The sequence below is a fragment of the Mesocryomonas fontinalis genome, from assembly GCF_055730125.2.
Map to the genome: position 1 here is coordinate 1,010,091 of NZ_JBUZWG020000001.1, position 20,411 is coordinate 1,030,501.

The following is a 20,411-nucleotide window of genomic DNA, read 5'->3' on the forward strand; positions in this document are numbered from 1 at the left end:
CCGGACGGTGGCGCTCACGTCCGGGTAGACGGGGCGTTGTCCTCCGTCTTCTCGCTTTCGACGACGCCGCGGGTCTCCAGCCAGGTGGCGATGACCCACCAGAGGAGGGCCCAGCTGGCCCCGGCGGCCCAGCCGGCCAGTACGTCCGTCGGCCAGTGGACCCCGAGGTAGACCCGGCTGACGCCGATCACCAAGGTCAGGAGGGTCGCCACGGTGAGCAGGTAGATCTTCATCCCGCGCTGCGGCTGGACGCGGGCGACGAGGACGGCGAGCGTCAGGTAGACGATCGCCGACAGCATCGCATGGCCACTCGGAAAGCTCGCCGTGTAGGTGATCGAGCCGTGCGGCACGAGATCTGGCCTTGGCCGGTCGAAGCCGCGCTTCAGGAGGGAGGACATGATGAAGCCGCTGAAGATCGCGGTGATCACCAGCAGCATCGAGCGGCGGTTGCCTTGCATCCACAGGAAGCCGGAGACGGCGATGGTGATCAGCGTCAAAATGCCGACGCCGCCGAGCGCCGTGAAGTCGCGGAACAGTTCCTGCAGCCAGCCCGGCCCGTAGGGGTTCTGCGGGTTGGCGGCGTCGCGAAGCGCCAGGAGCAGCCAAATGTCGAAGGCGTGCGTCCCGCCCTCCATCACCTCTTCGGCGATCGCCGCAAATCCCCAGATGCCAAGCGCGATGAGAACGAGGCGCAGAAGGGTCCATGCTTCGACGTGTTGACCGGTCCAGTGCAGCACATCGCGGGGAGTGAGGCGCATGGTTATTCCTTGTTAGCTGCCGTTTCGGACAACAAGCATAGGGCAGGGGCGAGGGAAGTCGTGGTAAAATCGTCGGCCCGTGTGAACGGACCGTTCCAGATCCGGAATTGTACGGTTTCGGTTGATCCTTTTCGTTGACTTACTTTCTGGCACTGAACATACGCGTGAGGCTGCCCGGTGCGACCTTTGCATCGTGGAAAAGGCGACCCCAAAGGTCGGTCATGCGACCGGAAGACGTGGCGGAAAAGATGGCAACGAAGCAGCAATGGCCTGTTGACGGCGGCGAAGCCGGAGAGCTCGTTCGGACCTTCGACTGGTCCACTACTTCGCTCGGCCGCCTCGATGACTGGTCCCCGGCGCTGCGCTCCGTCGCCGATGTCGTCGTCAATTCCCCAATACCGAAAGTGCTGATGTGGGGGCCGGACCACACGATGCTCTATAATGACAGCTACCGCATTATCGCGGGCGGAAAACACCCGCGCGCCTTCGGCGGTGCGGTGGATGCGATCTGGCCGGAAATCTGGGACTGGAACAGGCAGGTGCTGGCGGCTGGCTTTCGCGGCGAGGTGCAGTCCTTTCGCGATCAGGCCCTCGTCCTCAACCGGAACGGCATCCAGGAAGAGGCGACCTTCGACCTTTTCTACACGCCGGTCCGGCAGGATGACGGGGAGATCGGCGGGGTCCTCTGCACGGTGCTCGAGACGACGGCCGCCGTGTCCGCGCAGCGCGAACTGGCCCGCCGCGAGGCCGAGCTGCGGACCATCACCGATTCCCTTCCGATCCTCGTCGCCTTCGTCGACCGCAATCTGATCTACCGCTTCGCCAACAATCACTACCGCGAGTGGCTGGGGCTTGATCCGGCCGACATCGTCGGGCGCCATGCCAGGGTCATCCTCGGCGACGAAGCCTATTTCGAGCGCCAGCCGCTGCAGAACCGCGCTCTGGCCGGCGAGATGATCGTGTCCGACGGCTGGATACCCCGCCCGGACGGTTCGCGGTCGATGGCCGAGATCCGCTACATCCCGCGGCTCGCGGCGGACGGCTCCGTCGAGGGCATCCATGTCCTCGCGTTCGACGTCGACGCCCGCAAGCGCAACGAGGAACAGTTGCGCCAGCATGCCGAGGAGCTGCAGCAGAGCGTGCGCCAGCGCGCGATCGTCGAGGATCAGCTGCGCCAACTGAACGAGAATCTCGAGAGCCGGGTTGCCGCGGTGATCGAGGAGCGGCGACAGGCCGAGGTAGCGCTGGAGCAGGCACAGCGGATGGAGACCATCGGCAAGCTGACCGGCGGCGTCGCGCATGACTTCAACAACCTGTTGCAGGTCGTCTCCGGCAATCTGCAGCTGCTGGAAAGGGACATCCGCGGCAACGAGCCGGCCGAGCGCCGCGTGCAGAATGCGCTCGCCGGCGTCGAGCGCGGCGCACGCCTTGCCGGCCAGCTGCTCGCCTTCGGCCGCCGGCAGGCGCTGGAGCCGAAGGTCGTCAACGTCACCCGCCTGGTGCGGGGATTGGACGACATGCTGCGCCGGGCCATCGGCGAGAGCATCGAGATCGAGACGGTCGCCGGCGGTGGCCTCTGGAACACGTTCATCGATCCGCACCAGATCGAGAACGCGCTTCTGAACCTTGCGATCAATGCCCGCGACGCGATGGACGGTGAGGGCAAGCTGACCATCGAGCTCGGCAATGTCAGCCTGGACGATGCCTATGCCCGCTCGCACCTCGAGGTCACCGCCGGCCAGTATGTGATGATGGCGGTCACCGATACCGGCTGCGGCATGGCGCCGGAGATCATCGACAAGGTGTTCGAGCCGTTCTTCTCGACCAAGACCGAGGGCAAGGGGTCCGGGCTTGGGCTGTCGATGGTCTACGGTTTCGTCAAGCAGTCCGGCGGCCACATTAAGATCTATTCCGAACTCGGCCATGGCACCACCATCCGGCTCTATCTGCCGCGGGCGCTGGCGGCCGAGGACATCGAGGTCAAGCTGTCTTCGGACCGGGTGATCGGTGGGGCGGAGACGGTCCTGGTGGTCGAGGACGACGAGGCGGTGCGTGCGACCGTCGTCGAGATGCTGACCGATCTCGGCTACCGCGTCCTCAAGGCGGTGGACGCGCAGTCCGGGCTTAGCGTCGTCGAGAGCGGCATCCCGATCGACCTCCTGTTCACCGACGTGGTGATGCCGGGCACGCTGAAGTCGACCGAACTCGCCCGGCGCGCCCGCGAGCGCCTGCCGGAGATCGCCGTGCTGTTCACCTCCGGATACACCGAGAACTCGATCGTCCATGGTGGCCGCCTCGACGCCGGCGTGGAACTCCTGTCGAAACCCTACTCGCGGGAAGCGCTGGCGCGAAAGGTGCGGCACGTGCTGTCGCTGCGCGGCCAGAAGGGTGACCAGCGGGCCGGCCAGCCGCCCGCGCCCGCGGAGGCCCCGCGCCAGTTCACCCCGCGTACCATCCTCCTTGTCGAGGACGATGCGCTGATCCGGATGAATTCCGCCGACATGCTGCATGACGCGGGCCATGTCGTCGTCGAGGCCGACAATGCGGAAGATGCGATCTCGGCGCTGGAGATGACGGCGATCGATGTTCTCGTCGCCGACGTGAATCTGCCCGGCATGTCCGGCCCGCAGCTCGCCGATCGGGCGCGGCAACTCCGCCCGGGCATTGCGGTCGTCTTCGCCACCGGTGATGCGAAGGTCGAGAACGCCGGCGATGCGGTGGTGCTGCAGAAGCCCTATGGTTCCGGCGAACTGGAAGCGGCCGTCCGCGAGGCGGTCGATAGAACGGGGCGCTGAGCCTTTGGTCGAGCCTCTGGCGTGACGGCGTATCCAAAATTGGCCGGAAGGGCCGCTTTCGGGTGGGAGAGACGAGATGATCGAGCTTGAGAGTGCCCGCGACGCCTTGGTGGTCATCGATGTGCAGAACGACTTCTGCCCCGGTGGTGCGCTGGCGGTGAGCGATGGCGATGCGGTCGTTGCGGTCATCAACGCCCTTGCACCGCGCTTCGGCAACACCGCGGTGACGCAGGACTGGCACCCGTCCGGCCATATCTCCTTTGCCTCGACGCATGGCCGCCGGCCCTTCGAGACGATCACGCTGCCTTACGGCCTCCAGGTGCTGTGGCCGGACCACTGCATCCAGGGCAGCGCGGGCGCCGACTTCCACCCGCGGCTCGATCTCCGCGGTGCCCAGGCGATCGTTCGCAAGGGTTTCCATGCCGACGTCGACAGCTATTCCGGCCTGATGGAGGCTGACCGCGCGACGCGAACAGGTCTCGGTGCCTATCTCCGCGAGCGCGGCGTTGCGCGCCTCTTTCTCGCCGGTCTGGCGACCGACTTCTGCGTCGCCTGGACGGCGCTCGATGCCCGCGCCGCAGGTTTCGACGTCGTGCTCATCGAGGAAGCCTGCCGGGCCATCGATGTCGACGGCTCGCTGGCGAGGGCGATGGCCGAGATGACGGAGGCTGGCGTCGTGCTCGCAACCTCTGCCGACATCCACGGCTGACGTCTACCAGCCGCGCGTGCCCGGCGGTCCCTTGAACGGGCCGGCGACATGGCGCGTGATCCAGCCACCGTAGAAGTCGCCCGCCTGCGGGGTCACGGTCTCGCCGTCGACGAAGCAGGCATCGACGCGGCCAGGGTAGAAGGCGAACCATCCGGCGACGGCGAGGAAGTCCGATGTCGGGCGCGGATAGGACCACGCCGCGTCTTCCGCGGTTCGCCCGCCGACGACGATGTCATGGTAGGAGGCGCCGCCCTTCCACTCGCAGAGTGTCCGGGTCGATGCGGGCACCAGCAGCGCGGTATCCACGTCTTCCGGCGGAAAATAATAGGACGGCGGGTGGCTCGTCTCGATCGCCCGCATGCCCCGCCGCGTCTCGGCGATCGTCCGGCCCGCGAAGTCCACGCGGAGGTGGAAGCCGACCGGCTCGATCCGGGCCGGCCGCGGGAAGTCCCAGACGCTTTCCTGGCCGGGGGCGGGGGTGTCTCTGCGTGGGTGCTTGAACATGCCGGCACTATGAGCGTCGTGGCGCCCGACGGCGAGACGCCTTCGCCGCGATCACCCCGAACTGATCGCTCGCCTGGTTTCGAAGGCAGCTGAACAACCCTGTCAGGATCGGGCGCCAGCCGGTTGATCCGACTCCGGTTTTGGAAGAGGACCACCGGCGGGAGTGCCGGTGTCCTCGTCCAAGCCAAAGCCTGCGGTGCATACCACTGGACGGACCGCGGCGTAGCCAAGCGCTAGAAGAACGCCTGCAGCCCGGTCTGCGCGCGGCCGAGAATCAGCGCGTGAACGTCGTGCGTACCCTCGTAGGTGTTGACCGTCTCGAGGTTCTGCGAATGGCGGATCACGTGATACTCGCCCATGATGCCGTTGCCGCCGTGCATGTCCCGCGCCTGCCGGGCGATGTCGAGCGCCTTGCCGCAATTGTTGCGCTTGACGAGGCTGATCATCTCCGGCGCCATCTTGCCCTCGTCGAACAACCGCCCGACGCGCAGCGAGCCTTGCAGCCCGAGCGCGATCTCGGTCTGCATGTCGGCGAGCTTCTTCTGGATCAGCTGGGTGGCGGCAAGCGGCCGGCCGAACTGGCGGCGTTCCATCGTGTAGTCGCGGGCGCGCTGCCAGCAATCTTCCGCCGCACCCATCGTGCCCCAGGAAATGCCATAGCGGGCGCGGTTGAGGCAGCCGAAAGGACCCTTCAGGCCGGAGACGTTGGGCAGGAGGTTCTCCTCCGGCACGATCACGCCATCCATCACGATCTCGCCGGTGATCGAGGCGCGCAGCGACAGCTTGCCGGTGATCTTCGGCGCCGAGAGACCGGCCATGCCCTTTTCGAGGATGAAGCCGCGGATCTGATCGTCATGCGCGGATGACTTCGCCCAGACGACGAAGACGTCGGCGACGGGGGAATTCGAGATCCACATCTTGGCGCCGGTGAGCCGGTAGCCGTCGGCCACCTTCTCGGCCCGCGTCGTCATGCCGCCTGGGTCGGAGCCCGCCTCGGGCTCGGTCAGGCCGAAGCAGCCGATCCATTCGCCGGAGGCGAGCTTCGGCAGGTACTTCTGACGCTGGGAAGCGTCGCCATAGGCGTAGATCGGATACATCACCAGCGAGGACTGCACCGACATCATCGACCGGTAGCCCGAATCGACGCGCTCGACCGCGCGGGCGACGAGGCCGTAGGAGACATAGGAGGCCTCTGCGCAGCCGTACTCCTCCGGCAGCGTCACGCCGAGCAGGCCGAGCTCGCCCATCTCGTTGAAGATCGAACGGTCGAAGCTCTCGTCGCGATAGGCGGCGACGATCCGCGGCCGCAGCTTCTCCTCGGCATAGGCGCAGGCGGTCTCGAAGATCATCCGCTCGTCGTCGCTCAGTTGGTCGTCGAGACGGAAGGGGTCGGTCCAGTCGAAGCGGGCGGGTTCGGGCTTCCGGCTCTCGCTCGTCGTCGCGTGGCTCATGATCGCTGCCTTATCTTTCTCTGCGTTCGCGGGCGAACGCCGTCGCCGCATTATGACCTCTGACAGCGGTCGGTCCAGCCCTCTTCGTTTGCCGCGATCGTTGGCGGCGAGGTAAGGCGACCGCTATAAGGCTTTGGCAGCGCCCGTTGCCGCACCGAAACGCCCGAAGGACAGCCCGATGCTGCTCGATCACGATCCAGTTCGCGCCTTCCTGCCCTATCCGCCGGCGGCCATTGCCGCCGCAGCCGACGGCCCTCTGAAAGGCCTCCGCCTCGGGGTGAAGGACCTGTTCGACGTCGCGGGGTACCCGACCGGCTGCGGCAATCCCTCGATTCTGGCGGCGAGCGGCATCAAGGCGGTGACCGCGCCGTCGATCCAGCGCCTGCTCGACGCCGGTGCGGTTTTCGCCGGCAAGACGCAGACCGACGAGATCGCCTATTCGCTGTTCGGTGCCAATCCGCATTTCGGCACGCCGGTGAACACCAAAGCGCCGGGCCGCATTCCCGGCGGCTCGTCCTCGGGCTCGGCAGCGGCGGTCGCGGCAGGTCTCGTCGATATCGCGATCGGCACCGATACCGGCGGTTCGGTTCGGGCGCCCGCAAGCTTCTGCGGCCTCTGGGGCTTTCGCCCGACGCAAGGGAGGATCTCGCTCGAGGGCTGCATGGCGCTGGCGCCGGGCTTCGACACCCTCGGCTTCTTCGCCCGCGATGGGGCCACGCTGCTGCGGATTGGCGACGTCCTCCTCGGCGACGACCCGGCGCCGCTTTTGCCCGTTCCGCGGCTGCTGAGGGCGACCGACATGTTCGCCAGGCTGGCGCCCGACGCCGCGGCGCTGCTCGAATCGGCATCGGCGCAGGTGCGCACCGAGCCCGTCGAGATCTTCGGCGACATGCCGGCGCACCAGGTGTTCGACGCCTTCCGCATTCTGCAGTCCCGGGAAATCGTCCGGCAGATCGATCCCTGGCTGGAGGGGCGGAACTGGCACATGGGCGGTCCGGTCAGCGAGCGGCTGGCCCTCGCCCGCACGATCGATGCCGACCAGGAGGCGGCAGCGGACCGCGCCCGCAGCCGCTTTCGCGCCGCGATGGACGCCTGCCTTGGCCATGACGGCGTGCTGCTCGCGCCGGCGGTGGCCGATGCGCCGGTGCCGCTTGTCGCCTCGCCGGAGGTGAACGAGAGCTTCCGCATCGGCGCCATGACCTTGCTGTCGGTCGCGGGGCTTGCCGGTCTGCCGCAGGTCGTCGCGCCCGCCGGCATGCTCGATGGCGGCCCGCTCGGCATTTCGCTCATCGGGCCGCGCGGCTCCGATCGCGCGCTGCTGGCGCTCGCCGCCAACCTCTGGCCGGACGCCAACGGCTGAACGGCTACCATCCCCGCCGAGGGAGGCCAGCGCCAAGGGCGCGCAATATTCCCGGGACCGTGAAACCGATGGCATGGCACTTGCATTTGGGGACGAGTGACGGGTTAACCTTCGTCCTGAAAGCTTGCACGCGGGGAGTGGCATGAAGATACGCGCAGGGTTCCACGTCGCCTACGAAGTCTGGCAGCCCACCCCGATGCTGCTGGTGCTGAACATCCATCCCTCGCGCCGCGTCGACCTCCTGACCGACCAGGTGCTGAGCTTCGACCGGCCGATCGAGGCCTGGGACTACACTGACGGTTTCGGCAACGCCTGCAGCCGCATCGTGATGCAGCCCGGCGTTACCACTATTTCGACCGAGTTCGAGATCTACGATACCGGGCTTCCGGACGTGCAGGCCTGGCATGCGGTGCAGCACGACATCAAGGATCTGCCGGACGACGTCCTCGTCTATCTCCTCGGCAGTCGCTACTGCGACACCGACAAGCTAGCAAACTTCGCCTGGCAGAATTTTGGTCACACGCCCTTCGGCTGGGGCCGCGTGCAGGCGATCTGCGACTACGTCCACAACCACATCACCTTCGACTACCAGAAGGCGGACGCCACCCGCAGCGCGCATGATGGCCACACCGGTCGCTTCGGCGTCTGCCGCGATTTTGCGCATCTTGCGGTCACACTTTGCCGCTGCATGAACATTCCGGCGCGCTACTGCACCGGTTACCTCGGCGATATCGGCGTTCCCGCGATGCCGTCGCCGATGGATTTCAGCGCCTGGTTCGAGGTCTATCTCGGCGGGCACTGGTACACGTTCGATGCCCGCCACAACACGCCGCGCATCGGCCGCATCCTGATGGCGATCGGCCGCGACGCGACCGACGTGGCGCTGTCGACGAGCTTCGGCCCGTCGAACCTCTCGCGCTTCGATGTCATCACCGACGAGATCCTGCCGGCCTCCGCCATCGCCGCCCAGTAGCTGGGCTGTCGCGACGGATCAGCCGATGAGCGAACGCGCTGCTTCAGGCGGCGCGTTCGAGGAGTTTGCCGAGCACCCTTGCCTCGAGCGCTCCGAACTCCGGCGTGCCACGCTGCCGTGGGCGGGCGAGTGGTACGCGCACAACGAGCGCAACCCTTCCGTCTTCGATCAGCACGATGCGGTCCGCGAGCGTCACCGCCTCCGACACATCGTGCGTCACCAGCACGGCGGTAAAGCCCTGATCTCGCCAGACACGCTCGAGAAAACGCTGCATGTCGATCCGGGTCAGCGCATCGAGGGCGCCGAGCGGCTCGTCGAGAGCGAGGAAGGCGGGGTGGCTGACCAGCGCGCGCGCCAGTGCCACGCGCTGCCGCTGACCGCCAGATAGCACGGAAGGCCATTCACCACCGCGGTCGCCGAGCCCAACCTCCTCCAAGGCGGTGGCGGCGAGTTTGCGCCGGGCAGCGCGTGGCAGCTGGCTATCGGTGCCGAGGGCGACATTGTCGACGATCCGCTGCCAAGGCAGCAGGCGCGGTTCCTGAAACAGGAAACGCCCCGTCGCGCGGGCGGCAGTGAGCGCAGGTTTCCCGGCGATCTCGATCCGGCCGGCGTCCGGCTGCTCCAGCCCCATCAGCAGCCGCAGCAGCGTAGACTTGCCGCAGCCCGAACGCCCGACGATCGCCAGGAACTCGCCCGGCCGGATGTCGAGGTCGATGCCGTCCAGTACCGTCTTGTTGCCATAGCGCTTGGAGAGGCCGCGCACGTTTACGGCCGCACCGACGGAGCGCGATACCGTCACCGGCTGGACAAGGGTCTTGTCGCGGGCAAAACGCAGGAGCGGCGGGAAGAAGGCAGCGTCCATGTCGGGTCCTCCGGGATGTTGCGGGGAGTTAGCGGTAGGCCGGGTTCCAGGAGAGCGCCCGACGTTCGGCAAGGCGCACCACGCTGTCGGCGAGCTTGCCGAGGGCGGCGTAAATCAAGATGGCGAGGATCACGACGTCGAGCTGCATGAACTCGCGCGCCTGCATCGCCATGTAGCCGAGGCCGGAAGAGGCCGAGATCGTCTCGGCGACGATCAGGGTCAGCCACATGATGCCGAGCGCGAAGCGCACGCCGACGAGGATCGACGGCAAGGCGCCCGGCAGAATGACCCACGCAAACAGCTCGCCCGGTCCGGCGCCATAGACCCGCGCCATCTCGATCAGCTGCGGATCGACCGAGCGGATGCCGTGAAAGGTGTTGACGTAGACCGGGAAGAACACGCCGAGCGCGACGAGGAACAGCTTGGCCTCCTCGCCGATCCCGAACCAGACGATGACCAGCGGGATGAGCGCGAGGTGCGGAATGTTGCGGATCATCTGAACCGAGGTGTCGAGGACGGTCTCCGACATCCGCGACAGCCCATTGGCAAGGCCGAGCGCGAAGCCGATGGCGCCGCCGACGAGGAACCCGCTGAGCGCGCGTCCGACGCTGACCCGCATATGCTCGGCCAACTGCCCATTGCCGGCAAGGCGGATGAAGGCATCGAACACCGCCGTCGGCGCCGGCAGAACGTTCTTCGGGACATAGCCGGTCTGGCTGGCGATCTGCCACGCCGCGAGCACGGCCAGCGGCACAAGAAAGGGCAACGCCCGGTCGGTCGTCTTCGTCATGATCGATCCTGCATCTGCCGCCCGCGCGGCCGGCTGGCGCGGCGGGCGGGCGGTTGGGAGACGGGGCAGAAGGGTGCCCCGGGGCTCAGCCTTGTGGCGCCGTCCACACGATGTCGCGCACGGCGATCGGCGCGGGGATCAGGCCGAGCTTGGCGAACCGGTCGGCGACCTCCTGCTGGGTTTTGACGATGTCGTCGGTCACCGGCGTCACCGTGAACTCGCCGCGCTCGGCGGTCAGCTTCTGGATCTCGATCGGCACACCCGTCGCCGCGCTCAACGCTTCGGCAACGCCGTCCTTGTGGGTGTTCGCCCACTTGCCGGCCTCGCCGAGCGCGCCGATCGCCTGCCGCAACACGTCGGGATGCGCCTTCGCGAAGCTGCCATTGGCGAGGAAGAAGGAGTTCGTCTTGCCGAGGATCTCAGGCCCCGCCGTCAGCACGCGGGCGTCGGAGTTCAGTTCGGCGCCGGCATAGAAGGGGTCCCAGATGCTCCAGGCGTCGACCGAGCCGGTCGAGAACGCGGCCCCGGCATCGGCGGGGCTGAGATAGACCGGTTCGATGTCGGCATAGCCGAGGCCCGCCTTCTCCAGCGCCGCAACGGCGACGTTGTGGGCACTCGAGCCCTTGGTGAACGCCAGTTTCTTGCCTTTCAAGTCCGCGACAGACCGGATCGGGCTGTCCTTCTGGACGAGAATGGCCGAGTTCCGGCCGGTCGAGGGAAGCGCCGCGGCGTAGACGACGTCGGCACCCGCCGCCTGGGCAAAGATGATCGGCGAGTCGCCGGTGGTGCCGAAGTCGATCGAGCCGACGTTCATGGCCTCCAGCAGCGGCGGGCCAGACTGGAACTCGACCCAGTTCACCTTGATGCCCTCGTCGGCCAGCGCCTTCTCGATCAGCTGCTGGTTGCGCGCCACGACGAGGACGCCGTTCTTCTGGAAGCCGACATTGAACTCCTTGAGGTCGGCAGCGGTCGCCGAGAAGCTCGAAGCGGCAAGGAGCGCCAGGGAGGCCGCGCCGACGAGGAAGGATTTGAGGGACATCCGAGGTTTCCTTTGTTGAGATGAGAGATGCTGTGCGGGCGATGCTGTGAGAGGCGGTGCTGTGACGATGGGGAGAGGCGCCGCTCGCCATCGGGAGGACATGGCGAGCGGCGCGCCGCTGGCCGGGCGGTTCGGGAGCCCGCCGGCCGGGCGGATCAGTCGGCGCCGGGGTGAACGCCGTAGCGACCGTGGCTGTAGACAAGCGCCGCGCCGTGCCCGGTGACGACGGCGCGCACCCGGCCGAAGACCAGCGCATGGCTGTGTCGCTCGACGATATGCTCGACCTCGCAGTCGATCGAGGCGAGGGCGCCGTCCAGGGCCAGGGCGCCGGTCTCGAGCACGATCCAGTCGGCGCCCTGGTAGCGGTCGGCGCCCTTCAGGCCGCCCCGCCCGGCAAACCGGTCCGCAATCTCCTGCTGGCCAGCCTCCAGGATGTTGACGCAGAAATGGCCGCCGTCGCGAATGGCCGGCCAGGTCGAGGAGGCGAGATTGATCGACACCAGCATGGTTTCCGGCTCCATCGACAGCGAATGGGCGGATGTCACGGTGGCCCCGGTTCGGCTGTCGCCGCGTCCGGCGGTCACCACCGAGACGCCGCCGACGAGGTGGCGCATAGCGGCCTTCAGCCCGGCATGCCCTGGGGCGGGAAGTGGCGAAAGCCGGGTGAGGACGGCGGATGCGGACATGGCGGCTCCGGAATGCGGAAGTTGCAAGGATTGAGACCCGCCGGATCGACGGGCCCCCAGTATCGGCGCGGCTTACCCCGTCGGTCGGAGCGTGACGGCGTCGCGGCGGGCGAGGAAGGCGGCTTCCGGCAAGGATGGGCGTGACGGAGGCACGGTCTGCGCCTGCGTCTGGCGCCCGCGCAGGGCCTCGGCAAGGATCACGCCGTCGGGCCAGGGGCCGTAGCCGCTGGCGACGTTGATGTGGCCGGCCTCACCGAGGTCGACGAGGCCGGCGCCCCAAAGCCTGGCGAGTGCGGTGGCCCGCGAATAAGTCATGAACGGATCGTTGCGGCTGGCCACGACGATCGAGGGAAACGGCAAGGCGGCGGTCGGCAGCGGCGCGAAGTCGGCAAATCCCTCGTCCTCTCCGGCGAACCCGTCGGCATCGGCCGGCGCGACCAGAAGCGCTCCGCCGATATGGGCGGCAGACGGTCGGCCAGCGAGGTGGGCGACGAGGGCGCAACCGAGGCTATGGGCGACCAGCACCGCCCCCGGGGCGGAGGACAGATGCATTTCGAGGACATGCAGCCAGTAGGTGAGGACCGGATGATCGAAGTCCTCCTGCTCGACGATCTCCACCAGCGGATTGTCGGCGGCCCAATGGCGCTGCCAGTGTCCCGCCGGCGACCCGTGATAGCCAGGAATGATGAGCGTGTGGATCATCAGCCAGTCCTCCTTGTCCCGAAGCCTCGTTCGATCTGCAGGCAAGGTAGGGGACGCCGTCGGTGCTGGAAAAGAACAAAATACTATATTGCTAGATTTATGGGGTAAACTTCTGCGGCTCCGCTGACACTCTTCTCCTCAGCGGAGCAAGGAGAGCGGGGCGGCCGCCCTCGGCGCGTCCTGGAGCACGGCGTGAAGACGCTCTGCCAACACGGCGCATTGCAGGCGGATGTCGGGGATCGCCGTCACCTCCCAGAACCGTGCCCGCGTCACCGGGCCGACGGCGAAGAGGGTCGGCGAGGCCTGACCCGCCTGGTTGACCACCGCGCACTGCTCGTCGACGTCGATTCCGATCTTCAGCGCGTCCGGCCGGGCCAGGCCGCGCTCGATCAGGCTGGCGATCAGGCCTTCCCGGTGCTGGGTGACATCGCGCAGGATGCCGGTGCAGTCGATGACCTTGCCGACCGAGAGGGTCTCGGCAACCGCGGCGCCCCGCCGGCGAAACCGTACCTCGACACCCCGCTCCGTCGTCTCGACGCCCTGAAAGTAGCCGGTGACGATGTCGAGCCGCTCCCGTGTCGCGGCCGCGCGGATCTTCACCTCGCTCTCCGGTGGCAGGCGGTGGCGGTGCACCTCCCAGAACGTCCGGACATGGCGCAGGAAGCGCTTCTTCGCCTCGGGCGTCAGCGATTGCCAGAGCTTGGCGGTATGCGGGCGGATGCCGTCGACCACGTCCCGCCAGTCGCCGCCGCGCTCGCTCGCCCAGACGACGGTCTGCCTGAACCAGTGCAGCAGATAGGAAATCTCGGTACCGAAAGGCACGTCGGCGGCGTCGATGCGGATCGGCGTATTGCGCTTGTGGACCCGCGGCAGCAGTCCCCGACGCGACAGTGCGGTGATCTTGCCGCGGTGTCCCTCGTTGGCAAGCTGGATCACCGCATCGACCATCGACAGGCCGGTGCCGAGGATCAGCACCAGATCGTCCGGTCCGATGCCGGCTTCGGCCGGCGTCGACCACGCCCCGATATAGGGGCTCCCGGCGGCAAACCCCGGCACCGCGTGCCCGGTCGCCAGCACGGCGGCATGGCCGATATGGCTGGTGTTGTCGGCGAGATCGACGACGACGCCGCCCGCCGTGGTGCGAATGCCGGTGCACTCGCCGGAGACGATCTCCAGGCGGCCGTCGCCGGTCTCCGCCAGCCAAGGTTTCAGCAGATCGCCGAGATAGCGGCCATAGAGGCTGCGCGAGACGAAGCAGAACGGATCGGAGCAGCGGAGGTCGTCCGGCGCGCCGGTCTCGATCAGCCAGCGCCAGAAGTGCTCGCTGTCCTCGGCGAAGGCGCTCATCGAGCCGGCGCGGGTGTTGAGGATGTGGTCGCGCTGCTGCGTGGAGTAGGCGATGCCGCGGCCGATCTCCGGCCGTTGCTCGATGATCGCGACCTTGACGCGGCTGCCGTCCCGCCCGAGTAGCCGCGCCGCGAGGATCGTGCCGCTGGCGCCGCCGCCGACGATGATGATGCGCTTGCCGGTCATGCCGCGGCCCTCCCGCACGAACGGTCCAGATCGGCCGGTCGGGTCCTGGCGACGACGGAACCGCTTAGGCCAGAGCGGCCAGTTCGTCCGCGCCGAGGTCGATGTCGCCCGGCATGTCGCGCATTTCCGACAGCGTCTTCTCGTCCAGCACGGCCGAGATGGCGTTGCGCACCTCCAGCATCACCAGCCGCACCGAACAGGCCTGCTCGTCCTTGCAGTCGTCGCAACGCCGGTAGGCCGTTCGACTGGCGCAGGAGATCGGCGCCAACGGTCCGTCGAGAACCCGCAAGATGTGGCCGACCCGGATTTCGCCCGGCGGACGCGACAGCGCATAGCCGCCGTTGCGACCCTTGCGGGCATGCACGAAGCCGGCATTGCGGAGATCGCCGAGGATGGCGTCGAGGAACTTCTTCGAGATGTTGTTGCTCTTGGCGATCTCGTCCGACAGCGTCAGCCGTCCCTCTGAAACCGCCGCGAGATGCATCATGGCCTTGAGGCCATACTTGCCCTTCATGGTCAGCATCGTCTGCCTGCGCCTTCCACACTGCCGCTCTGGTGTCGAGATTATCTATAGAGCGGCGGTATAGATTAAGGGGTCGGATATGCCCAGTAAAATGGCATTTCGTGGTTGAAAATTCCGTCATGGCTGCACCTCCAGAGTCGCTTCCGCAACACGGTGGTTTTCGCGGGGCATCTCGGCCTGATCGATCGCGACCGTCCGCAAGCCGCCGCCGGGACCCTCGCTTTCCGGACGGTGCGGCACGACGACGATGTAGAGGATGAGCGTGACAGCGCCGATGAGACCGAGCGCATCGCGGGTGTGGGTGAGGGATGTTCGCATTGGATGTCGTCTCCCATTTGGAGATCAGTCCATAGCGTTTGTAGCTTTATGTCAAGCGGAGCACTTTTCGACGCCGGAGACCGCGCTCTCACTCCGGCTCATCTTACCCTCCAGAGGCCGGCGCTGTCCGCCGGCCTCTGTGTGTCGGTGCCTCCGTGACATGCGTCAGGCGGTGGCCGGACCTTCGATCGGCGGCGTCGCCGGCATCGGCTCCACAGCGTCTTTGCCCGTCGGCTTCGGCGTTTCCTTGATCCGGAACCAGGCGACGTACATCGCCGGCAGGAACAGCAGCGTCAGCACGGTTCCGGCGATGATGCCGCCCATCATCGCGTAGGCCATCGGCCCCCAGAACACCTCGCGGGAGATCGGGATCAGCGCCAGCGAGGCGGCGGCCGCGGTGAGGAGAATCGGCCGCATCCGGTGCTCGGTCGCCTCCAGCACCGCATCCCACTTGGCCACGCCCTCCGAGATCAGGTGTTCGATCTGGACGATCAGGATCACCGAGTTGCGGATCAGGATGCCGATCAGCGCCAGAATGCCGAGGATCGCGACGAAGCCCATCGGTGCCCCGGAGGGCAGCAGCGCAGCGACGACGCCGATAAGCCCGAGCGGCGCCACCGCGACCACCAGGAACAGCCGCTGGAAACTCTGCAGCTGGAACATCAGGATCGTCGCCATCGCGAACAGCATCAGCGGAACGATCTTGACGATCGGTCCCTGGCCCTTGCCGCTCTCCTCCACCGCGCCGCCGATGGCGATGCTGTAGCCGGCCGGCAGCTTGGCGGTGAATTCATCGAGCTTGGGCTGAATCTCGGCGACCGCCGTCGCCGGCTGCACCGCCGTTGCCAACGCCGCCTTGACCGTGATGGTCGGCAGCCGGCCGCGCCGCCAGACCAAGGGCTGCTCTAGCTCGTAGCGGAAGGTCGCCACCGCGGCGAGCGGGATGACGGTGCCGTCGCGGGCGGAGATCTGCAGGTTTTCCAACGTCTCGATCGACGAGCGCTCCGACGGCATGGCGCGGCCGACGACATCGACGAGATAGATCGAGTCGCGGATCTGCGTCGCCGTCGAACCGCCGACGATGCCGTTCAGCACCGAGGCGATGTCCTCGGAGGTCACGCCGAGCTGCGCGGCCTTGTCCTGCAGCACGTTGACCTTCACCACCCGTGCCGGCTCGTTCCAGTCGTAGATGATCTGGCCGATATTGCGGTTGTCGGCGACGATGCCGGCAACGTCCTGCGCATAGCCGCGCAGCGTCTGGATGTCCGGGCCGCTGATCCGGTACTGCACCGGGCGGCCGACCGGCGGGCCGATGTCGAGCGCGTGGACGAAGACGTCCGTGCCGACGAACTCCTTTTCGGCAATCGCGTTCAGCCGCGCGCGGACGCGCTCGCGCGCCTCCAGGCTCTTGGTCATGATGACGATCTGGCCGAAGTTAGGGCTGGCCGGCGGCACGTCGTAGGAGAGCAGGAAGCGCACGGCGCCCTGGCCGACATAAGAGGACCAGAAGTCGATGTCCTCGTCGCCGACGAGGTTCTTCTCGAAGCGGTCCATCTGCGCCCGCGTCTCGGTGATCGAGCCGCTCTGCAGCGCCGTCCAGTCGACGATCACCTCCGGCCGGTCGGAGGAGGGGAAGAACTGCTGCTGCACGAAGCCCATGCCGTAGATGGCGGTCGCGAACAGGCCGATGGTGACGAGGATCGTCAGGTACCTCAGCCGCATGCAGAGCAGCAGGATGGCGCGGAAGCTGCGGGTGAAGAGGCCCGGCTTCTCGTGCTTGTTCTTCATCGTCTTCGGCAGGAAAGTGACGCCGAGGAGTGGCGCGAACAGCACCGCCACCACCCAGGACACCAGCAGCGACACTGCGATGACGACGAAGAGCGTGAAGGTGAATTCGCCGGCGCCACTGTTGTTGAGGCCGACGGGGATGAAGCCGGCCACCGTCACCAGCGTGCCGGTGAGCATCGGGAAGGCGGTCGAGGTGTAGACGTAGGTCGCCGCCTTGTGCAGCGTATCGCCGACCTCGAGCCGCGCCACCATCATCTCGACCGCGATCATCGCGTCGTCGACGAGCAGGCCGAGGGCGATGATCAGCGCGCCGAGGGAGATGCGCTGCAGTGAAATTCCGAAGATCTCCATGAAGACGAAGGTGATCGCCAGCACCAGCGGGATCGACAGCGCCACGATGAAGCCGGCGCGCATGCCGAGGCTGATGAAGGACACGACGAGGACGATGATCACCGCCTCTGCCAGCGCCTTGGTGAAGCCGCCGACCGCCTCCTCGACGACCTTCGGCTGGTCCGAGACCTTGTGGATGCCGACGCCGACGGGCAGATCCGCCTCGATCTGGCGCATTTCCTCGGTCAGCGCCTCGCCGAACTCCAGAAGGTTCGCCGCCGGCTTCATGCCGATCGACAGGCCGATCGAAGGCTGGCCGTTGTAGCGGAACAGCGATGTCGGCGGGTCGACGTAGCCCCGCGTGATGGTCGCGACGTCCGACAGCCGGAAGAAGCGGTTGTTGATCCAGAGATTGACGCCGCGCAGGCTGTCCTCGGACGAGAACTGACCGTTGACGCGCACCGAGATGCGCTCGCCGTTCGCTTCGATCACGCCCGAAGGCGAGATCGCGTTCTGCTCCTGCAGCGCCGTGACGATCGTCGACTGGCTGATGCCGAGCGCGGCGGTCTTGCGCGTCGAGAATTCGAGGTAGACCACCTCGTCCTGCGCGCCGATCAGATTGACCTTGCCGACGTTCGGCACTGTCAGGATCTTGGCGCGCGCCGCTTCCAGATAGTCGCGCATCTGGCGCTGGCTCAGGCCGTCGGCGGTGAAGGCGTAGATGTTGCCGTAGACGTCGCCGAAACTGTCGTTGAAGAAGGGGCCCTGGACGCCGGACGGCATCTCGCCCTTGATGTCGGCGATGATGTTGCGCACGCGGATCCAGGCCGCGCCCACGGCCTCGTCGCCCTGAATGGTGTCGCGCACGTTGACGAAGATCGTGGTCGAGCCGGGCGTCGTCTGGCTGCGGACGTAGTCGAGCTGGTCGAGTTCCTCGAGCTTCTTCTCGATGCGGTCGGTGACCTGGTTGATCGTGTCCTCGACCGAGGCACCCGGCCACTGCGCCGTGATGATCATGGTCTTGATGGTGAAGTTCGGGTCCTCTTCGCGGCCGAGGTTGATGTAGGACATCACCCCCGCCAGCGACGAGACCAGCATGAAGTACCAGATCAGCGAGCGGTGCCGCAGCGCCCATTCGGAAAGATTGAATCCGTTCATGGGACGGCTCCTTCGCTCAGCTTGACCTTCTGCCCCTCTTCCAGGCTGTGCACGCCGGCCGTCACGACCCGCATGCCGGCATCGACGCCGGTGCCGATCGTCACTATGCCCTGGCTCTCCTTCCCGGTGAGCGTGACCGGGCGCGTCGCCACGGTCATCGCCGCGGGGTCGACGACCCAGACCGATGCCTTGCCGTCCTTGTCGAGGATGGCTGTCGCCGGCAGCGCGATCCCGGCCGATCCGGTGATGCGCCGTGCCGCGGTGATGGTGGTGCCGAGCCGGAAGGTGGACGGCGGGTTGTCGAGGGTGATCTTGATGCGGCGGGTCCGCGTCGTGGCATCTGCCTGCGGTGCGATCTCGCGCACCCTGCCGGCCGCCTTGACGCTCGGGTTGATCTGCAGCGTCACGTCGAACGTGTCGCCGAGCCGGGTTTCCTTGGCGATGTCGTCGGGGACGTCGACGACGGCTTCGCGCACTTCGGCCTGGGCGATGGTGATGACGGTCGTCCCGGCGGCCACGACCTGCCCGACTTCCGCCCCGGTCGCGGTCACGACGCCTGCGGTATCGGAGATCAGCCGTGTGTAGCCGAGCTGCTCCTTCGCCTTGGAAAGGTTGGAGCGCGCCGTGGTGACCGCGGCATCGGCCGACTCGCGCGACTGCACGGCGGCATCGAGATCCGACTGCGTCGAGGCGGTGCGCGCCAGCAACTGCTTCTGCCGGCTCTCGGTCGAGGTCGCATTGGTCAGCTGGGCGGTGGATTTCGAGAGCTCCGCCTCGAGCGACCGGACCGCGAGGTCCTGAACGGTCGGATCAAGGGCCGCCAGGAACTGGCCGGGAACCACGGTGTCGCCGACGTCCACGTCGCGCGTGACGATGCGGCCGAGAATGCGGAAGGCGCGCTCGGTCGAATAGCGCGGCTGGACCGTGCCGGAGAAGCCGCGATCGGCGATCGTCTGCGGTGCGGCGACGACGGAGAGCACGGGCCGGATGGGCGGCGGCGGCGCTGCCTCCTCGCTGCAGCCCGCGAGTGTGACCGTAGCCAGAAGGGCGAGAAAGAGGGCGTTTCTCACTGGGCGGCTCCCATGTCCAGAGCGACGACCTGGCCTTCGCGCAGCAATTGCGCCCCAGCGGTCACGACCACGTCCCCCGATTTTAGGCCGTCCTCGACGAGGATTTCGCCCGTTCGATAGCGCTCGATGACGATCTGACGCTGCGCAACCTTGTTGGTCGCGGTATCGACGACCCAGACCGCCGGCTTGCCGAGGTCGGAGGACAGCGAGGTCCATGGCAAGGTGATGGCATCGTGCCGCTCCAGCGTAGCGAAGCCCGCCACCGCGGCACCGAGTGTCATGGCCGGTGGCAGGTTGGCGCCGAGGCCGACCTTGACCCGCACCGTGCCGCCGGTCGTGTCGAAGATCGGCGCGATCTCGTCGACCTTGCCGGTCACCGTCACGGTGGGATCGTTGACGAGGCTCACGGCCACCTTGCCGTCCGTCGGCGATTTCGACAGGAGGGATTCATAGACGTCGAAGACTGCCTGTCGCTCGCCATCCTGCGCCAGGCTGAAGATCGTCTGCGCAGCATCGACGACCTGGCCGGCCTCGGCGCTGCGGGCGGTGATGATGCCGGCTGCATCGGCGCGCAGCGAGGTGTAGGCCAGCTGATCCTCGTTGGTGGCGACGTCCGCCTTCGCCGCGACCAGCGTTCCCTCGGCCGTCTGAGCCGCCTCGGCGGCATTGTCGTAGGAACTTTTGGTGGTGTAGCCGCCCGTCAGCAGCTGCTTCTGCCGATCGAGCGTCGTCTGTGCCTGGCGCAGCGTCGCCTCGGCGGCGCCAAGGCTGGCCTTCGCCGCGGCAAGGTCCGCCTGCTGCTCCTCGGTATCAAGCGTCGCCAGAACCTGGCCCTTTTCCACGTGATCGCCGACATCGACCAGCCGGTTGGCAATACGGCCACTGGTGCGGAAGGACTGGTTGCTCTCGATCCGGGCGGCGATCGAGCCGGTCAGGGTCACCGTCGGGGCGAACGGCTTGCGCACCACCGTCTCGCCGCGCACAGGCGTCAGCTTTGGCGGTGGTATAGGGGCCTCATCGCCGCAGGCCCCCAGCGAAGCCGCGCCGAGGAGAGCGAGCATC

Annotated in this window: 18 protein-coding genes; 4 read left to right on the forward strand and 14 right to left on the reverse strand. The window is 67.1% G+C overall.

From position 1 onward, the window contains the following. Positions 1-14: 14 nt before the first annotated feature. Entirely contained in the window at positions 15-758 is a 744-nt protein-coding gene (locus ACZL02_RS04640; protein ID WP_472938986.1) for a phosphatase PAP2 family protein, read from the reverse strand. Positions 759-1,006: 248 nt separating this feature from the next. Between ACZL02_RS04640 and ACZL02_RS04645 the strand changes: the two genes are divergently transcribed. Next, the gene (locus tag ACZL02_RS04645; protein WP_472938987.1) at positions 1,007-3,553 is read left to right on the forward strand and encodes a hybrid sensor histidine kinase/response regulator; all 2,547 of its coding nucleotides are present in this window, start codon (positions 1,007-1,009) and stop codon (positions 3,551-3,553) included. Positions 3,554-3,629: 76 nt separating this feature from the next. Then, positions 3,630-4,262 carry a bifunctional nicotinamidase/pyrazinamidase gene (gene pncA / locus ACZL02_RS04650; RefSeq protein WP_472938988.1) on the forward strand — a complete coding sequence of 211 codons (633 nt, stop codon included), beginning with the start codon at positions 3,630-3,632 and terminating at the stop codon, positions 4,260-4,262. 3 nt (positions 4,263-4,265) lie between these two features. Here the strand turns inward: pncA and ACZL02_RS04655 are convergent, their stop codons facing one another. Both ACZL02_RS04655 and ACZL02_RS04660 read right to left on the reverse strand, forming a co-directional pair. Then, entirely contained in the window at positions 4,266-4,766 is a 501-nt protein-coding gene (locus ACZL02_RS04655; RefSeq protein ID WP_472938989.1) for a DUF427 domain-containing protein, read from the reverse strand. Positions 4,767-4,999: 233 nt separating this feature from the next. Further along, on the reverse strand, positions 5,000-6,217 hold the full coding sequence (locus tag ACZL02_RS04660) for an acyl-CoA dehydrogenase (protein WP_472938990.1): 1,218 nt from the start codon (positions 6,215-6,217) through the stop codon (positions 5,000-5,002). 178 nt (positions 6,218-6,395) lie between these two features. Here ACZL02_RS04660 and ACZL02_RS04665 point away from each other — a divergent pair, with 178 nt between their 5' ends. Together ACZL02_RS04665 and ACZL02_RS04670 are read left to right on the forward strand one after the other, a co-directional pair. Continuing rightward, a complete protein-coding gene (locus tag ACZL02_RS04665; RefSeq protein WP_472938991.1) occupies positions 6,396-7,577 on the forward strand; it encodes an amidase in 1,182 nt (393 codons plus the stop codon). 142 nt (positions 7,578-7,719) lie between these two features. After that, entirely contained in the window at positions 7,720-8,550 is an 831-nt protein-coding gene (locus ACZL02_RS04670; RefSeq protein ID WP_472938992.1) for a transglutaminase-like domain-containing protein, read from the forward strand. Positions 8,551-8,593: 43 nt separating this feature from the next. On the opposite strand, the gene ACZL02_RS04675 is transcribed toward ACZL02_RS04670, so the two are convergent. The 11 genes from ACZL02_RS04675 to ACZL02_RS04725 form a co-directional block, all read right to left on the reverse strand. Next, the gene (locus ACZL02_RS04675; RefSeq protein ID WP_472938993.1) at positions 8,594-9,412 is read right to left on the reverse strand and encodes an ABC transporter ATP-binding protein; all 819 of its coding nucleotides are present in this window, start codon (positions 9,410-9,412) and stop codon (positions 8,594-8,596) included. A 28-nt stretch (positions 9,413-9,440) separates the two neighbouring features. Beyond that, positions 9,441-10,202: an ABC transporter permease subunit gene (locus ACZL02_RS04680; protein WP_472938994.1), complete on the reverse strand. Its 762-nt coding sequence runs from the start codon at positions 10,200-10,202 to the stop codon at positions 9,441-9,443. Between the two features lie 85 nt (positions 10,203-10,287). Continuing rightward, on the reverse strand, positions 10,288-11,241 hold the full coding sequence (locus ACZL02_RS04685; protein ID WP_472938995.1) for a sulfonate ABC transporter substrate-binding protein: 954 nt from the start codon (positions 11,239-11,241) through the stop codon (positions 10,288-10,290). A 155-nt stretch (positions 11,242-11,396) separates the two neighbouring features. After that, positions 11,397-11,927: a flavin reductase family protein gene (locus tag ACZL02_RS04690; RefSeq protein WP_472938996.1), complete on the reverse strand. Its 531-nt coding sequence runs from the start codon at positions 11,925-11,927 to the stop codon at positions 11,397-11,399. Positions 11,928-11,999: 72 nt separating this feature from the next. Continuing rightward, on the reverse strand, positions 12,000-12,629 hold the full coding sequence (locus ACZL02_RS04695; protein WP_472938997.1) for an RBBP9/YdeN family alpha/beta hydrolase: 630 nt from the start codon (positions 12,627-12,629) through the stop codon (positions 12,000-12,002). A gap of 138 nt (positions 12,630-12,767) precedes the next feature. After that, positions 12,768-14,162 carry an FAD/NAD(P)-binding protein gene (locus tag ACZL02_RS04700; protein WP_472938998.1) on the reverse strand — a complete coding sequence of 465 codons (1,395 nt, stop codon included), beginning with the start codon at positions 14,160-14,162 and terminating at the stop codon, positions 12,768-12,770. 64 nt (positions 14,163-14,226) lie between these two features. Further along, positions 14,227-14,685, reverse strand: coding sequence for an RrF2 family transcriptional regulator (locus tag ACZL02_RS04705; protein WP_472938999.1), 459 nt, complete (start codon positions 14,683-14,685; stop codon positions 14,227-14,229). Between the two features lie 117 nt (positions 14,686-14,802). Further along, positions 14,803-15,003, reverse strand: a complete 201-nt coding sequence (locus tag ACZL02_RS04710) for a hypothetical protein (protein WP_472939000.1) — start codon at positions 15,001-15,003, stop codon at positions 14,803-14,805. A gap of 165 nt (positions 15,004-15,168) precedes the next feature. After that, positions 15,169-18,279 carry an efflux RND transporter permease subunit gene (locus ACZL02_RS04715; protein ID WP_472939001.1) on the reverse strand — a complete coding sequence of 1,037 codons (3,111 nt, stop codon included), beginning with the start codon at positions 18,277-18,279 and terminating at the stop codon, positions 15,169-15,171. Beyond that, positions 18,276-19,349 (reverse strand): efflux RND transporter periplasmic adaptor subunit, encoded by a 1,074-nt coding sequence (locus ACZL02_RS04720; protein ID WP_472939002.1) that lies wholly within the window; start codon positions 19,347-19,349, stop codon positions 18,276-18,278. The genes ACZL02_RS04715 and ACZL02_RS04720 overlap by 4 nt, the downstream gene beginning before the upstream one ends. Continuing rightward, entirely contained in the window at positions 19,346-20,410 is a 1,065-nt protein-coding gene (locus ACZL02_RS04725) for an efflux RND transporter periplasmic adaptor subunit (RefSeq protein ID WP_496258416.1), read from the reverse strand. Before ACZL02_RS04725 ends, ACZL02_RS04720 begins: the two co-directional genes overlap by 4 nt. Position 20,411: the final 1 nt, after the last annotated feature.

Excerpts from the sequence above, each read along its gene's own strand:
- ACZL02_RS04660 (WP_472938990.1), bottom strand. The coding sequence starts at position 6,217 with ATGAGCCACGCGACGACGAGCGAGAGCCGGAAGCCCGAACCCGCCCGC.
- ACZL02_RS04710 (WP_472939000.1), bottom strand. The coding sequence starts at position 15,003 with ATGCGAACATCCCTCACCCACACCCGCGATGCGCTCGGTCTCATCGGC.
- ACZL02_RS04700 (WP_472938998.1), bottom strand. The coding sequence starts at position 14,162 with ATGACCGGCAAGCGCATCATCATCGTCGGCGGCGGCGCCAGCGGCACG.
- ACZL02_RS04695 (WP_472938997.1), bottom strand. The coding sequence starts at position 12,629 with ATGATCCACACGCTCATCATTCCTGGCTATCACGGGTCGCCGGCGGGA.
- ACZL02_RS04665 (WP_472938991.1), top strand. The coding sequence starts at position 6,396 with ATGCTGCTCGATCACGATCCAGTTCGCGCCTTCCTGCCCTATCCGCCG.
- ACZL02_RS04655 (WP_472938989.1), bottom strand. The coding sequence starts at position 4,766 with ATGTTCAAGCACCCACGCAGAGACACCCCCGCCCCCGGCCAGGAAAGC.
- ACZL02_RS04680 (WP_472938994.1), bottom strand. The coding sequence starts at position 10,202 with ATGACGAAGACGACCGACCGGGCGTTGCCCTTTCTTGTGCCGCTGGCC.
- ACZL02_RS04640 (WP_472938986.1), bottom strand. The coding sequence starts at position 758 with ATGCGCCTCACTCCCCGCGATGTGCTGCACTGGACCGGTCAACACGTC.
- pncA (WP_472938988.1), top strand. The coding sequence starts at position 3,630 with ATGATCGAGCTTGAGAGTGCCCGCGACGCCTTGGTGGTCATCGATGTG.
- ACZL02_RS04705 (WP_472938999.1), bottom strand. The coding sequence starts at position 14,685 with ATGCTGACCATGAAGGGCAAGTATGGCCTCAAGGCCATGATGCATCTC.
- ACZL02_RS04715 (WP_472939001.1), bottom strand. The coding sequence starts at position 18,279 with ATGAACGGATTCAATCTTTCCGAATGGGCGCTGCGGCACCGCTCGCTG.
- ACZL02_RS04690 (WP_472938996.1), bottom strand. The coding sequence starts at position 11,927 with ATGTCCGCATCCGCCGTCCTCACCCGGCTTTCGCCACTTCCCGCCCCA.
- ACZL02_RS04725 (WP_496258416.1), bottom strand. The coding sequence starts at position 20,410 with ATGCTCGCTCTCCTCGGCGCGGCTTCGCTGGGGGCCTGCGGCGATGAG.
- ACZL02_RS04645 (WP_472938987.1), top strand. The coding sequence starts at position 1,007 with ATGGCAACGAAGCAGCAATGGCCTGTTGACGGCGGCGAAGCCGGAGAG.
- ACZL02_RS04675 (WP_472938993.1), bottom strand. The coding sequence starts at position 9,412 with ATGGACGCTGCCTTCTTCCCGCCGCTCCTGCGTTTTGCCCGCGACAAG.
- ACZL02_RS04670 (WP_472938992.1), top strand. The coding sequence starts at position 7,720 with ATGAAGATACGCGCAGGGTTCCACGTCGCCTACGAAGTCTGGCAGCCC.
- ACZL02_RS04685 (WP_472938995.1), bottom strand. The coding sequence starts at position 11,241 with ATGTCCCTCAAATCCTTCCTCGTCGGCGCGGCCTCCCTGGCGCTCCTT.